This is a genomic window from Paenibacillus allorhizoplanae, assembly GCF_927798215.1.
Classification (GTDB): Bacteria; Bacillota; Bacilli; order Paenibacillales; family NBRC-103111; genus Paenibacillus_E; species Paenibacillus_E allorhizoplanae.
The window spans coordinates 48,169-63,785 of the sequence record NZ_CAKMMW010000003.1 but is presented as its reverse complement, the minus strand read 5'-3'; the positions used below and the strand labels follow the sequence as shown (position 1 = coordinate 63,785).

The 15,617-nt window shown below is 42.1% G+C and carries 11 protein-coding genes; 9 read left to right on the top strand and 2 right to left on the bottom strand.

The window, feature by feature from the left end; genetic code table 11:
- The first annotated feature begins 4 nt into the window (after positions 1–4).
- The 4 genes from L6I86_RS06495 (at position 5) to L6I86_RS06480 (ending at position 11,037) form a co-directional block, all read left to right on the top strand.
- A complete protein-coding gene (locus L6I86_RS06495) occupies positions 5–6,730 on the top strand; it encodes a glycoside hydrolase family 78 protein (RefSeq protein ID WP_236285793.1) in 6,726 nt (2,241 codons plus the stop codon).
- A 64-nt stretch (positions 6,731–6,794) separates the two neighbouring features.
- The gene (locus tag L6I86_RS06490; RefSeq protein ID WP_338113365.1) at positions 6,795–7,637 is read left to right on the top strand and encodes a Cof-type HAD-IIB family hydrolase; all 843 of its coding nucleotides are present in this window, start codon (positions 6,795–6,797) and stop codon (positions 7,635–7,637) included.
- A 116-nt stretch (positions 7,638–7,753) separates the two neighbouring features.
- Positions 7,754–9,595 (top strand): hypothetical protein, encoded by a 1,842-nt coding sequence (locus tag L6I86_RS06485; RefSeq protein WP_236285792.1) that lies wholly within the window; start codon positions 7,754–7,756, stop codon positions 9,593–9,595.
- Complete coding sequence (locus tag L6I86_RS06480) at positions 9,595–11,037, top strand: glycosyltransferase (protein ID WP_236285791.1); 1,443 nt, start codon at positions 9,595–9,597, stop codon at positions 11,035–11,037. The genes L6I86_RS06485 and L6I86_RS06480 overlap by 1 nt, the downstream gene beginning before the upstream one ends.
- 57 nt (positions 11,038–11,094) lie before the next feature.
- Here the strand turns inward: L6I86_RS06480 and L6I86_RS06475 are convergent, their stop codons facing one another.
- On the bottom strand, positions 11,095–11,178 hold the full coding sequence (locus L6I86_RS06475; protein WP_420794167.1) for a YjcZ family sporulation protein: 84 nt from the start codon (positions 11,176–11,178) through the stop codon (positions 11,095–11,097).
- A gap of 154 nt (positions 11,179–11,332) precedes the next feature.
- Between L6I86_RS06475 and L6I86_RS06470 the strand changes: the two genes are divergently transcribed.
- Positions 11,333–12,418, top strand: coding sequence for a hypothetical protein (locus tag L6I86_RS06470; protein ID WP_236285790.1), 1,086 nt, complete (start codon positions 11,333–11,335; stop codon positions 12,416–12,418).
- 70 nt (positions 12,419–12,488) lie between these two features.
- On the opposite strand, the gene L6I86_RS06465 is transcribed toward L6I86_RS06470, so the two are convergent.
- The gene (locus tag L6I86_RS06465) at positions 12,489–13,118 is read right to left on the bottom strand and encodes a nitroreductase family protein (RefSeq protein WP_236285789.1); all 630 of its coding nucleotides are present in this window, start codon (positions 13,116–13,118) and stop codon (positions 12,489–12,491) included.
- A gap of 212 nt (positions 13,119–13,330) precedes the next feature.
- On the opposite strand from L6I86_RS06465, the gene L6I86_RS06460 reads away from it, so the two are divergent.
- The 4 genes from L6I86_RS06460 (at position 13,331) to queC (ending at position 15,598) form a co-directional block, all read left to right on the top strand.
- Entirely contained in the window at positions 13,331–13,612 is a 282-nt protein-coding gene (locus tag L6I86_RS06460) for a hypothetical protein (protein ID WP_056616186.1), read from the top strand.
- A gap of 72 nt (positions 13,613–13,684) precedes the next feature.
- Positions 13,685–14,158: a 6-carboxytetrahydropterin synthase QueD gene (queD, locus tag L6I86_RS06455; protein WP_056616183.1), complete on the top strand. Its 474-nt coding sequence runs from the start codon at positions 13,685–13,687 to the stop codon at positions 14,156–14,158.
- Positions 14,158–14,838 carry a 7-carboxy-7-deazaguanine synthase QueE gene (locus L6I86_RS06450; RefSeq protein WP_236285788.1) on the top strand — a complete coding sequence of 227 codons (681 nt, stop codon included), beginning with the start codon at positions 14,158–14,160 and terminating at the stop codon, positions 14,836–14,838. Before queD ends, L6I86_RS06450 begins: the two co-directional genes overlap by 1 nt.
- Positions 14,839–14,902: 64 nt before the next feature.
- Entirely contained in the window at positions 14,903–15,598 is a 696-nt protein-coding gene (gene queC / locus L6I86_RS06445; RefSeq protein WP_236285787.1) for a 7-cyano-7-deazaguanine synthase QueC, read from the top strand.
- The last annotated feature ends 19 nt before the right edge of the window (positions 15,599–15,617 follow it).

Below are 15,617 nucleotides of genomic sequence, written 5' to 3'. Positions count from 1 at the left end.
AAGTATGAAGTTATCGAAACTTAGGAAAAAGACTAAGATTCTAAGTATTTTAATGTTTGCAATTTTGGTATTTGAATATCTACCATCCCAGTACTTCGGTGAGTTGTTAACAAAAGCTCTAGCAGCCGCTCCTGACACCATGACCGCAAACATAGATTACAACGGAACAGGCGCTGATCAAAACGGAAAACATTACTCTAAATATAATTATGTATCAGGGGCCAAGGTTAACATTACAGTACCCCAAGGAAAGGTAATAAAGAGAATATTACACAATGGAGAGGATGTTACTCCTCCTTCTGCGATAGGGGTAAATAACTATAACAAAGCTTTGAACGATATTCATGCAACAGGTTCTCCTATACCTGTGGTGTCAGAAGACAATAAACAAGGTGCCCAAGGCTATTTTGCTTGGTTTAGGTATATCCCCACAGACCCACATAAATATAACTGGTTCGCGGACGTTACTGGTGGCGACGGAGACACTCATAGGATAAACTGTGGTCCTTCGGCTGGTACATCCGATGGTATCCATTTTCAAACTAATAGTGCTGTTACAGAATCAATAAATGGACATCCAATGCCAGTTGTCCCCTCTTGTTCTTCAGGCGAGGGAGTATTTTCGGATATGGAAAAACTAGGTCTGGACTCATCCATAGACAAACCCTATAAGAACTCTCTCGATGGAGCTTTAGTTCCATATTCTGCCGTAAATACGGGTGTTGCATTCGCAGTCGTTAACTCTGGCGCTAATATAATGGGTCCCTTTGGAATTGGTAAGCCTCGTTCAGAAACTATTACTGATATAACAGTACAACCGGATAGTTCAGATGCGAGTAAGTTTAGGGTTATATATAATCAAAAGTTTACTGATTTTATACTTCCTTATGATTCAGAACAAGAGCTAGGATCTCCCCCTACAGGAGCGAAGGTAAGGGTTTGGTTTGCAGCTTTTACTGTAGATGTTAGAGGAACTACCTATGAATATAACTCAACAGTAGATGTAGAGTACGAATCTCCAAAAGGGGCTGCAAACCTAGTAGCTGGTTCCATTAGTAGCCCTTCTTGCATACAAGTTAATACCTCTACTGCTTTCATATTCACTATAAGCAACACAGGTGGTACTGAAATAACAACTCCATTTAATGCGAAAGTCTTAATCGATGGCTCAACTTTCCAGACATTTAATTATTCTGGACTTAATGCTGGTCAACAAAAAACAGAAACATTCACCAAGTCCTTCACAGGAACATCCCCCTATGGAATCTCTATCGTAATTGACTCTATACCAGGTGAATCAAATACCTCCGACAATACCAAATCCATTACAATCACGCCTCAAACTACTTGCTCCATATCCCCCTCAACTGAAGTCATTACTGCCAATTTTAAAATCGAAAAACCCTCAATTGAGTTCGGGAGTTACAACGGTGTTATAGCCGAAGGTATTTCTGTTACTGGCGGCAGTGGTTGCGGAGTTCAACAGGTCGCCTATACGGTTTCACAAAATGGAAACTCAAAGATCTATTCTAATACGAGTGCTTTTTCATTCAATGTTGGCGGACTACCGCCAGATCCAGGTTGGATGACAATTGGAACGGTCAGTGTCTCACTTAAAGTCACGTCCACTTGTGGTGGAGAGGCTAGTGCTGGTCCAAAAACGTTCCAAGTTGTTGCACCAACATCTTGCGTAGGCTCTAATAACCCGCCAGTGGTACATGTGGGCTGGTTCCATGCCTATGACGGCGCAAGTTTTACACCTGAGAATATGTTTGCTGTAGATGAACGTGTTTGGTTAAGAGTCATTCAAAAGCCTGCAATCAATCCAGGAGATCACGATGAACCGTATGACCCTGACGGAGATCCATACTTTTTATCTTGGGATTTCGATGGTAGCTCTAGTGCATGGGTAAAACAACTCAAAACTGATTACGATTTATGGGATCACGAACCTAATGGATGGACGTACAATTTCAATGCTAACGTTCTTGGTAATCACAGTATCAAAGTAACAGCAACGGATAAATGTGGTAATCAGTCCCAAGCTTCGGCAACGATGAGCGTTGTGCCTCCAAACCCAGTCCCTATCATTACATTACCGCCAAAGGTGGTTGAAGGCAGATCGTTTACACCAGATATTAGCTGTACTAATAGTTACAGTCCGTATAAATCTAGGACAATATCAAGCTGTGACTGGCACGGAACTAAGCTGCCTATATATCCAGCTTTCGGTGACTACGACATTCAACTGGACGTCACAGATAGCGCAGGATTGCGGTCCCTTAATACAGCGCATTCTACTTTGAGCGTATTAGAAGACTTACCACCTGTCGCACGACTTGATTACAATGATATTGGGATACGAAATGTTTCCATGTCTTTTCAAGACAAGTCCTTTAGCCCAGATAGTGATCCAATTTCAGAGCACACAGTTACTTTAGCTTGCGACAACAATAATAATGGATCTTTAGAAGATGATACATTGATTTCTATTACCCCTGATGGTGGAGGGAACTTCACTTACACACCTACTCAGGTGGCGAAGACTTGTAATGTTCACATTCATCTAAAAGAAAGTCTTGGTCTAAAGAAGTCAACTGATAAAGATTTTCCATTTGAAGTGGTCAACCAAATGCCCGAAGTTGATTTCTCAGCATTTGGTGTTCAACCTGAACCCGCCGACATAAAGACTGTTACACCAACGGCTAATACAATCGTTAATTCGGCAACTTGGACAGCCTCATCTTCAATAAGCGTTTCAGCACCAAAACTATATAATTATAATTCTAGTGATAACTCAATTAGCACGAGAAACGTAACCAATTATGCCCCATACAAATCAATCACCAGTTCAAATGTGGTGCAAAAGTGGTTTTACACAAGCAAAGGTTATTGTGGTGATTGTGGTAACACAGGTGATTTAGATGGTTATTATGCTACTTTCGTAAAAGAGAACAGACTTGCTAAACATCTTTGGAAATCTGCACAGAATAATGATGGGTTAGTTTTTTATAACGAGGATAATCCTGCAATTGTTTATGGATCAAACCACGCCAATGCACCCCAATTTACCAATCAAGGTGGTTGGGGTGAGGAAGTAATGCCTAAGATACAGTATTCCACTCCTAACATGACAGAATTTAATTCTGATATGATATTGCAAAGGCAGGGGCCTAGCTATTACTCTCCGTGTTGTCAGTATGGGTACTACAACGAGGTCATAACCAGAATTAGTGATATTTTGAATTTCACAAAGAATTGGCAGAACCAAGTGGTAGCTCCAGCTTACAACGCTTCAAAACAAGTAACATGTGGATTTGTTGGATCTGATTCTCCTGGTAAGTGCCCACCTCCTGTGCCTACTACGTACCCAGCAATGTATACTGGTTCTAATCCCAAGGTCATAGACGGGGTACTCATGGACTCGGTGAATTACAATTCAGATGGTGAGGGCGGTGTTTATTATCGTGATACCACCCAGTTTAGCTCGGCCTACAATAAAGATTCGAGCGGAAATATCTACAAAAATGTGTGTGATTATGGTTGGGATCCATATGCCCATTCATGCAAGTTGGTAAAATATAACAACAGTGGGTCTGTATTGTGGGAATACAATCCTAATCCTGCTTCTTGGACTCGGGGGGATGGTATTGGCATTGAATATTTCTCCGATAATGAGTCTAAGATTGTTATTAAAAACGGCGCTGTAAGATTGGTTTTAAATGCATATACGGGTGCTGTTTTGGTAGATCTAGTAGGTGGTGGGAATCCCTCCGATCCACATAATAATTTAATTTACTACTTAGGTGTTTTTAATAATCGAATCGCTTATATCAAACAGACGGTAGAGAGCGGTTATTACACCACTGTTGGTAAGAATGGCTTTTGGGATTTGATGTACTACGACCTAGGAACGGGCCAAACTACGACGATAGATCGTGTGAAAACATATGGATATTTAATTCAATATTGGCCAGATGATGGCGATACCCTATATAGAAGTCCTATTCCAAAATCTACAATATCCTCAGACGGAAAATTGATTATAGGTAACGGTGAAACAAACATATTGGTCTACGATATGAGTACAGGTTTGAAAGAAGCGGATATACCAACAGGATTGAGTTTTTCTAATTTCTCCGATTCAGGAAATGGAAGTCAGTCTTATGGTATAAAAAGCATTAACTTGACAGAGGATGGCACAATTAAAGTTGTGTATCAAGGAAGTTCAGATTACGGTAGTAGTCAGGGTAGGTTTGAATGGATATTATCTGTGAAAACAGATGTAAACAACGCAATTGGAAATAGTAGTTATGGTTTTCTCTCTAACAATGATGCTAGTTTTTATAACGGCGATATCAGTATGAGAACCAAATTTAATTTTAATACGTATAGCGATAGCGTCACAGCAGGGTTCGGATTTAGAGTACAAAATAACAAGAACATGTACAGAGTAGAAATGACACCGAATCTCATCAAGTTGACCAAAATGGTTAATGGTATTTCATCTACCATTATGAGTAAAAATTATTATTCCAAGCTCGGAGTATACACAGAGATCAAAGCCAAGGTAAGGGCTAATCACATTATTGTCTACGCAGCTGGAATTCCAATCATTGATGCTTATGATGATACATTTGCGGTTGCAGGATCTTATGGCCTTTACTCGGAATCCCCGTATGTAGAGCTTCAAGGTTTCAATGCTATGATTTACGAGAGTGGTGATACGGCAGTTGCCAATCAAGCCATTGTTAATATGCCAATTACGTATAGCACTAGTTATCTTGATCCTGAGAACGATCCTGCTATTCCTAATCTAGCAACATGGAAATTCACTAATATGGAACCTAATAAATTTCTAAATGCAGGGGACGGTGCTTCCGATCCTGTAGGAACTAACAGCTATAATGGCATTGTTATTCAATCGCCAAGTCCAAGTATTTCAAAGGTGGGGGTATTCAAAGTTGAATTCCAAGAACCGGACGACCCTGCACCAGCTGGTTTCAAATATCCATCGCCTGTCTTTGCTATGTTTCAGAAGATGTCTGACCCTGCCACTCACTCAATCTTAGTTCACAGAAGACCAATAGAACAATTTACGATTGCTGAGAATCCAGATCATACGATTCAATGGACAGAAACAGGTTACGACCCGGATCGATGGCTAAGCGCGGCAAGCTATTCAACTGAAGTGACTGGGAAAAATTATCAGATCACAAGAGGTATTTTTAATAACAGATACAGCTATACAACGCCAAGTGGCGTAACCCAATTAGGAAAGCTTACGCGTCCTACTGAAACAGGTCTCTATACCGTCAGGGCTGCCGTCGCGGACGAATACGGAGCATGGTCCGATTGGGTAGAACAAACAATCAATATTACGATTCCATTGCCAAATCAACCGCCTGCAGCCGTACTTACATTCCCAAATGGTACACAAACAAGTCCTAGTTATGTGAATACACGGCAACCTACAATTACATGGAATCAAACCGATCCGGATGCTGGAACAACCTTTGCTGCTTTTCAAGTAGTGCTAAAAGATGAGGTTGGAAATGTCGTCGTTGACAGTGGTATCAAACCACAAGGGACTTCTGCAACTACACAAGAATGGATAACAACACAATTACTAGCGCAAGGACAAAAGTACCAAGTTCAAGTAAGGGTTTTCGATGGAATTGCTTGGTCGGCATGGTCGAACATAGGGTGGCTTATTACAAACCGTCCGCCAACTGCAACCATGTTGGATCCCAATGGCACACAAGCTTCGCCAACCAGATTTAGTAACTTGCGGCCAACGCTGAAATGGAGTCAAGTAGACCCGGATCCAGGTACAACATTTACGTATTTTCAAGTTCAAATCACGAATGAAGCAAACGATACAATAATTGTAGATTCAGGTCAGTATTATCAAGGCACATCTTCAACATCCGGTAGCTGGACAGTAAATGCCGATCTACCGGCTGGTCAAAAATTAAGAGTTCGTGTTAGAGTGTTTGATGGCGTTATCTGGTCAGACTATTCACCACAAACTTGGTTGTATATCAATAGACCCCCAGTATCTAATTTCGATTGGAATCCTAAGCCGGTCTGGGAAGGGGATGAGGTGCGGAGCACCAATACTTCGACAGATCCTGACGGCGATGTGCTTTCATACGAATGGACCGTTCAGGGTCCAGATGGGGTTACGAAGTCTTTTACAACTACAAATTTCATGCAAAAGTTCACTGAGCCTGGTAATTACCTAGTTACACTGTCCGCTATGGATGGGTATCTTACATCGACGATATTCAAAACGATTACCGCGATGCCTTTAACCATAAGTTCTGTAGTGACGTACACGGACAATTGGCTGATTTTGCATAATCAGAAGGGCCATCAAACACAAGTAAATCCAAAACAATTTTATTCTGGTGAGATTTTTGTTGTGAAAAGTCAGAGTGCAGAAACCTCGGTTGACGAAGTCATCGCCTGGATTGATACGATTGGTTTGGATGGACAGAACTTATATGCTTCTGAAAAGCTAACGCCACAGTTAAATGAGAATACGATGTTTAGTGGCGAATTATTTGATAACCAATTCCAATCCCTAACGGAGGGACTGCCTCGAGGCGCACAGACGATTCATTTTCAGATCAGGTACAGTAATGGTGTTGTGAAAATGGAAGATATTCCTATCGAAATCATTGGGAATGTTCAGCAATCGGTCGGTGTTCATCGGGTGCAATAAATGGTGAGTAGAGTTATGGATGATGGTGATTTTATTGTAAAATCGATGAACTAGATTTGTACCTATGGTACAATTAGTCGATATGAAGAGAGCGAGGGAGAATACCTTGAACTATCGATTAATCGCACTGGATGTTGATGGAACACTGCTTAATGATCATCACGAATTAACGGATCAAACGATTGAAACTATACAAGAGGTTCATGATCAAGGCTGTCATATTGTGTTATGTACGGGGAGAGCACCAGCGAGTACGTTGCCGATCCTTGAGCAATTAGGCTTGGAAGGAACGATGATTACGCATAATGGAGCGGTAACCGTTCATGCTGATGAGCGAGGACAGTCACTGGTGAATGAGTTTTCTTTTGAAATTAGCGAAATCGAAAGTATGTTGGCTTATGCACGCCGAGAAGGGATTCACTTCGATGTGTGTACAGCATTTAATATGTATATCGAACGTGTCGGTGAGTATGAGAGGATGATGTATCAGAAATTTCTTATCAATCCTAAACTTGTTACGTCTGTTTCTGAGCTCGGCGTGCCGATCGTTAAATTTACGCTTTTTGCTCAACCGGATGTGTTGGATCGTGTTCAACTGGAGTGGGAAGATCAGAAGCTTTATGGCAATTTGAGGATGATTCGCAGTGGAGATTTGTTCATTGATGTGATGAATCCGACGGCCAATAAGGGAAATGCATTGAAGGCCTTGGCAGCTACGTTAGAGATAGAAGCCCCTGAAATTATGGCGATTGGCAACTACTATAATGATCTGGAAATGATGAGTTTTGCTGGTTTGGGGATTGCAGTAGAGAACTCGCCGAATGATGTGAAAGAGGCCGCGGATGCCGTGACTTCTTCCAATAATAATGAAGGCGTGCATGAAGCGATTCGAAAGTACTGTTTATAAATAAGAAATCGGTCAAAAACCTCGTTTTTTGAGGTTTTTTGTCGTTTTAGGGGTTTTTAGTGCATATTTCGTATGATAGAATGAAAGAAAGACTAATAGATAATGGTGGTGTGAGAATGAAGAAAAGATTTATTTCGAAGAAGAAGTTGATCGGGACTCTTGCCAGTACAGTAGCTTTAGCTGCTCCGTTGGTACTAGCTCCTTCACAGTTCAGTCATGCTTATGATGAAGGAGAACTTCCTTCTGTATCTCTAGACAAAATACATACGATTGTTTTACCGAAGAATGGCTCGAAATATATTGATTTCAATGCTTTGTACGATGCAACTTATTTTGATGTTGATATTGTATTTGAGGATGAACAAAGTACGGAACGGCCTGTTTCAGGGATATTTACATTAGAGAATCAAGGTTATGAAGGTTATGAAGGTAATGAATATGACTGGATTTATGAAATAAAGGCTAATGATGTGGGTACAGCTACTTTTACTGTAACTGGTGAAAGGTACATAGAAGAAGTGGGACATATCACGATTACTGATACTTTTAATGTCATTGTCGTTGAGAATTCTGAGGATCCGGACGATTATAAATTCGACATAACTAATGCCGTTGATTTATTGAAACAATCGAATTTTACTCAGGATCAAGTAATAGATGTACTTGAAAATATTAGCCCATTGTCATTACAGATCTCAGATCCGTTTGACTACAATATTGTCAATACAGCTCCTATTCAAGCCTATCCAAGCTCATCCTATTTTTCAGTTAAAGAAGGAGAACAGATTCATTCAGGGGATATTCAGGAGCGAGTTAGTAATTATTTTAAAGATAAAGATTATTATTATGAAGAGGGTAACGAAGTACGGATATATGATAGTATATCTCTAGTTTCAATCGAGAGTAATGCAGATTTTAGTGTTTCCACGGATTCTGAGGGTGATCGAATATATGATTACTCAATAACCCCTTTGAAATTTGGTGATCTAAATTTGGATGTTGTTGTGACGGATCACAAAGGTGGATTCACGAAAGGGCAAATTCCTATTCATATTGAACAACAATATAAATCGAATAGTGTTCTTGCAAAACATTTTAATTCACCAGAACTCAACTACCCCGTTCTATACTTATCGAATGATGCAGAGATTAATTTAACAGAAATATTCTACGATGCTGAAACTAATTTATACGATTACAAGTTGGTTGTAGAATATACGTCTGGTAATACAGTCGAAACAGAAATTGACATTCCCAATAATGCGTTTTCTTGGCAATCACTTATGAATTTGCAATATGGTGTAACAAAAATCAAGCAACTTCGTGCCTATAATTCGCAGAATACTTTAGAGGAACCAATGGTTCTAAATGTTGATATTGAACGAACAGACAAGGATCCTTTTCCTCAATCTTTAAATTTATATCAATCAATTCAAGATGTTGGAGTGAGTAGTTATATTCTTGATTACAGAAGCTCGAAAGGATTTAATGACCCGTCAGTTACAATAAATAATTCAGACATTCAAAATTATGCACAGAGTAGGGTTACAGCTGCTGTATATCAAGATCATTATCTGAAGTTTGATGCTGGATATGGCTCAGTTGATTGGACAACGAAAATGAAGGTTTATGCGCATGATTCCAAACCTGAACGTTTGTATCTAGATGATTTTAACTTTAATTTGGTATCTGCCGAGCAAACGATGGATTATTATTCTAGACCAGCGATACATATCACTCGGTTATATCCGGATTATCAATCTTCTTGGGATATGTTCTATGGACATATCAATGAGTATGTGTCACTTAATACTCCGACTTACATAAATTTCGGATATGTATCTGGTGCTTTGACCGCACACTATGGTAGTGGGGCTACGCAAGGAACTTCCGAGGTCATGAAAATAGATCCATACAATGGAGCGAGCGTATTCTATGTTCCTTTTCAAAAAAGATAATGACCCAAATTAATCACATCATCACCCTAATCCAATCCAACAAACTCCATGAAGCCGAAACCGAGCTCTTCCAAGCTATACGCAACAAGCCACTTGAAGCGCAGCTTTGGGTAATGCTCGGTGAGACGCTGCTCCTGCAGAAGCAAGCAGGCGCCGCGAAGCGTGTCTTCGACCGTGCGTGGCTGCTGGACCCACAGGCCAAATGGGTGAATCACATCTACGAGGCGATGCAGGAGTTGCCGCTTGGCGAGCCGAGACCAGACATCGAGGATCTCTTATATGTTCCCAAGGTCTCGGTGACCGCGGCGATTCTTTCGCACAATGAGGCTGCGAACATCGCGAAGTGTATCGTCGCTCTGCAAGGAGCTGTCGATGAAATTCTGCTTGTGGATTCATCGACGGATGATACCCGTAGGATTGCTCTGCAATATCCGAAAGTGAAGGTTGTCCCGATTGCGTGGGAGGACAACTTCGGTGCTGCGCGTAACATAGGTCTTCAATATGTGACGACAGATTGGGTTATCTGGATTGATGCGGATGAGTTACTCATTTCCGAGGATGTACATGCCATTCGCGAGGTCGCGAGTGTGTACGACCATTCGAACATCACCCCAGCCTTACATGTCTGGCATTTGAATCGAATAAACGGAACCGTTCAACATGATTTCTCGCAAGTGCGGATGTTTCCTGCACAACGGGGACTTCGGTACTATGGTCGCATCCATGAGCAAATTGCTACGGACAAAGGGGTCTATCAGCTCGATACGTATCGAAGAGCTGTTAAAATCCGACTAGATCATAACGGGTATGATCCAGCTGTTATGCAAAGCAAGGGCAAGCTTGAGCGGAACCTTCGTTTGCTTAAGCTTATGATCGAAGAAGAGCCTGAGAATCCAGGTCACTGGTTATTTTACGGTCGGGAATCGCTGGGAATCGGGCTAGAAGAGCAAGCGGTAACATCCCTCCTTGAAGCCGAGCGCTTAGGAATCCAAACGCCCCTATTCGGGCGGATGCCTGAGATCTACCGACTTCTCATACAAATCATGATGCAGCGCAAAAATTACGCAGAAGCCGAAGCCTATTGCCACAAAGCATTGGCGCATTCACCTGATTTCCCTGATGTGCATTATTTGCTCGCGCAAGTGAGAATGAGACAAGCAGATGAACTGCTGCGATTAGCAGAAACGAGTATTAAGCAGTCGTTGTCCAGTCTGCCTAACTACCGCGGAAGCGTTAGCGCTGATTATCACATTGGAGAGTGGAAGGCCGCGACGTCGCTTGGCGAGTTAGCCATGCGTTCAGGAAAGCTTGCGAGGGCAAAGCAGATTTTCTCCCAGCTCATGGATAAACCAGGTGCAACAGAGATATTATCAGCTAAGTTAAATGCCATTGAAACAGAGCGGCAACGGCTTAATCAAGTCGACCAGCAACACCAAAAATAAAGACGATCACCATGCCTCAGTGGGCTGATGATCGTCTTTTTGCTTTTAGCTTAATGATTAAATAACGAATGCGCTAGTGATGATAACAAGAAGGATAAAAAGTACTAAAATTGCAGCTGATGAAGTTCCTACTGCTGACATGGACATTCCCCCCTTTCGTGGTGAGTGTTATAAGATAAGATATGTAAGTGGGGGCTGAAGTGTATAGACGAATATCCTGATTACTCATATTTTGGTCGATAATGGGCATGCTACAGAAGAATGACACAAGATCTGTAGAGGAGGCGACGAAGTCGTGGCCGATATTATGCTAAGACCCGACCTGAAAACAGCAGGCGGCGAAGTCTGCGATATTATGTACAATGGGGAGTTTGTCGGTACGTTAACGCTAGTCTACAGGGAATCGGATCGTCTTAAAGGCGCGATTCATCTGGAGCAACAATCCATCACGATTGTGAATAAGCAAGCGGTCTATGATTTTGCTCAGTCCTATATTCAGGATGTGATTGATGCGCTTGGAATCGCCCAGTGCGAGGTTACGGTTAGTTATAGTGATTATGATTTTGTCATTGTGACGGAACATGCTATTGAGCCGTCAACGTATCAAGAGGATTATATTTCGAGTGTAGATCTCCTGCATGATGATGGGTTGGATTACTCGTGGCTCAGGGAAGATATTAGCTTGGATGATCAGGAGTCGGAACTGTCTTCGGAACAGCTGGAAATGCTTGAGGAACGAAAGAAAGAACAGGGATATGAACTTGTCATTGTTAACGAAAACAGGAGCAGTGTCGAATATCACGTGTATGATAAGGACGCCGAGTTAATTGCGGAAGCCATCCTGCATATCTATGGTTCGGAAGTAATCGGGGATATTTCGTGGAAATTCGATCCGTTTGATGAAGAGATGGATATTGTCACTGAACTCATGGTGGCAGATTTCAATGAAGAGCAAACAGATTCGTTCGTGTTCCATATGATCTTTAATGGAGAGACCGTAGATACGGTGGAATTAACACATATTGATATGCTGGATTTGGTGGATGACATTCAATCTGAAGATGATATGTGGATACCAACAAGAGATGACTATTCCATCGTTTTGGTTAGAGACGATTTGGATACGTTATCTTATGAGATTTATCAACAATCCTATGGTGGATTACCGATCGGAACCGCAACGGTGGATATCAGCTCGCGGCAACTAACAGGATTTATTGATTTTCGTGAGCCCGGAAATTCGGATGATCGAGAGTTAATTGCCACATTGCTGTTAGATGAGTTGGATAAAGAGAAAGAATACGAAACCTTCAATTTATCGATGCTCTACCGGAATAAACTAATCGACGAAATTATGTTTGAAACCGAACAATTTCACTAATCCAAACGCAAAAAAGGCATGATCTCTCATCCTAACATGAGAGGCATGCCTTTTACTACATTAACTTATATTAGAAAGAGTTAGAAACGGTGATTTGATCTAATGAAAGGCGACCAGCCGAACGTGCTGGAGTAGCTGCCAATCCAACGCTGATCAACATAACAGGTACATAACGAGCAGGAACGTTAAACGCTTCTACGAATTTACCAGCATCATAACCGCCCATTGGGCAAGTGTCATAGCCAAGTGCTTTTGCTGCAAGCATCAAGTTCATTGCTGCCAAAGAACCGTTACGAATCGCTTCATCGCGAGCAACTTGCGGATATTGGTAAGCACCTTCGATTTGAGCAACTAGCGTATCCATCACAGCTTGAGGAAGGAACCCGCCAGCAACAGCTGGACCGAAAACAGCTTGCGCATTTTTGTTAGCTTCAAGATCACCAAGAACGGCGATAACTACGGAGCTTTCAACGATTTGCTTTTGACCGTAAGCGATAGGAAGCAGTTTCTCTTTCTGTGCTTGATCGTCGATAACAAGTAGTTTCCAATGTTGAAGGTTCCAAGATGATGGAGCCAAGGAAGCAGAAGTTAGAATTTGTTCAAGATCTTCTTTAGGTATTGTGTGTCCAACTTGGTATTGCTTAACGGAATGACGGTCTTCGATTACTTTCAAAACTTCATTTTGTACTTGTGTGCTCATTACGGATCCCTCCAAGGATTAATATAAGTTCTATATATTGTTGTTCATCCATCGAAAATCATGCCTGTAAGTCGTTGGTAGTCGATCGAGGAACTGTAAACAACTTTGTAACAATTTACTGTAATCATAAATGTTATAGTTGTGATTGTCAAGAGAGTCTTTCACGTTGTCGTAAAATGTTGGATAATGGAAAAAGAAAGGGGTTGTTCCTCTTGAAATTAACGCAAAAAGAGTTGAATCACCTTGTTTTTTTGAGTGAGGTCGTATTGACGGGGAAAAAGAAGAGCCTTATGGACGAAACCCTGCAATGCTTGCTTTATATTGTGAAATCACTTGAAGAAGTGGAACTTCCTGATTCTGTTGCCCGTCAGATTGAGCAGCTGACTGCTTTAATTGAAGCAGACTTGCGTGATGAGAATGTACGCATGCAAGAGATCCGCGGACACTTAGATTGGATGCAAAAGAAGGAGCGAAATTCTTCCATGCCATCCTAGTAAGGTGACATTCAGTCTATTTATGATATAATATAGAGTACTGTTTTTTTTGAAAATATGAGGTGATAAATAATGAGCTATGAAATCCCAAGAAATGTGCAAGAGTTGGGGCGTGACATCCAAGAGAACCAATTGAAATATCACCATAAATCCGTTTTGATTTCCAAAGAATTTACGTTTGACAGTGCGCATCATCTGCATTGTTATGAGGGAAAATGTAAAAGTCTACATGGCCATACTTATAAACTGCAAGTGATTATGCGGGGAAAAGTGGATAGCCGAGGGATCGCAATTGATTTTGGAGATATCAAAAGAATTACGAAAGAACGTGTGATTGATCGATTAGATCATCGCTATCTGAACGACGTATTGCCGCCGATGAACACGACGGCTGAGAATATGGTGGTTTGGATTTATGAAGAAATTCATCAAGCATTGCTTGATGAGAAGCTGTATCCAGCCATTTCTTTGGACGAGATTCGCCTATGGGAAACGCCGACCAGCTATGCAGCCATCACTCGCTCGATGATGGAGGAGGATCTGTAATGCGAGATATCCGCATTCCCATGGTCGAGATCTTCGAGACGGTTGAAGGGGAGGGAACCCGTGCGGGGTTCCCAACCATCTTCGTCCGTCTTTTTGGTTGCAACCTGCGCTGCACATGGTGTGACACCACGTACAGCTACCCGCCGGCGGAAGCCGAGAACGTCATGACCATTGCTGAAATTATCAGCAAGGTCGAGACGTTCCGCTCCCGGCATATTTGCCTGACAGGCGGCGAGCCGCTCCTGTACGGCAACAAATCACTCGCGTTGATCGAGGCGCTCGCCGAGCTAGAGCAGGTCGACGACCTGCACATCGAGACGAACGGTGCGATTGACCTAGCGCCATTTATCTCACAAGTAGCATCACCGAAGGTGCGCTACGTGATGGACTTCAAGCTGCCGAATTCTGGTGAAATGGATCAGATGATTTACAGTAATTTCGAGCTGCTGCGCAAGCAAGATGAGTTGAAGTTCGTCATCGGAAGCGATCTCGACTTCCGTACAGCTGTCAACGTACTCAAGGAGTATCCGACGAAGGCACTGCCGATGTTCAGTCCCGTGTGGGAAACGATGCCGCCGCGCAAGCTGGTAGATCTGATGCTAGCTGAAGGGTTATCGAATGTGAAGCTGAATATGCAGTTGCATAAGATTATTTGGGACCCAGCGATGCGAGGCGTCTAGCCAGTTGGCATTGTACACCAAGTGTACAGTGCCATTTTCTACTTATATGAAAGAGGTGCTTACGATGAGTGAAAACACAAAAAGAGCCGTCATTATTCTCAGCGGCGGTTTAGATAGTACGACATGTATGGGATTAGCGAAGGAAGCGGGCTATGACTTGTTTCCGATTTCTTTTGACTATGGACAGCGTCATAAGATTGAAATTGAGAATGCCAAGCAAGTTGCTGAGCATTACGGGGTTGCAGCGCGTCACAAAATCATCAAGTTGGATTTTCTTCGTGATTTCGGGGGGAGTGCACTCACGGATGATTCGATAGATGTTCCGAATGTGATGGAGGGGACGGAAGTTGAAGAAATCCCTGTAACTTATGTACCTGGACGCAATCTTTTATTTCTTTCCATTGCAACCTCTTACGCAGAAGTAACAGGCTCTCAGGCGATCTACATCGGTGTGAATGCGCTAGATTACAGCGGTTACCCGGATTGTCGACCTGAATTCATCCACAAAGTAGAAGAAGTTATAGCATTAGCTACAAAGGTTGGAGTCGAAGGAAAGGGAATTACGATTGAAACACCTCTGATTTCCTGGACGAAAGCGAAGATCGTAGAAGAAGGTTTGAAAATCGGTGTTCCTTATGAGCTGACAACATCTTGTTACAATGGCAAAGCAGAAGCTTGTGGCGAGTGTGACAGCTGTCGTTTGCGTTTGAAAGGCTTTGAAGAAGCAGGCTCTAAGGATCCGATCGCTTATTTACCGTAGCTGCATGGTTGGAGAAAGG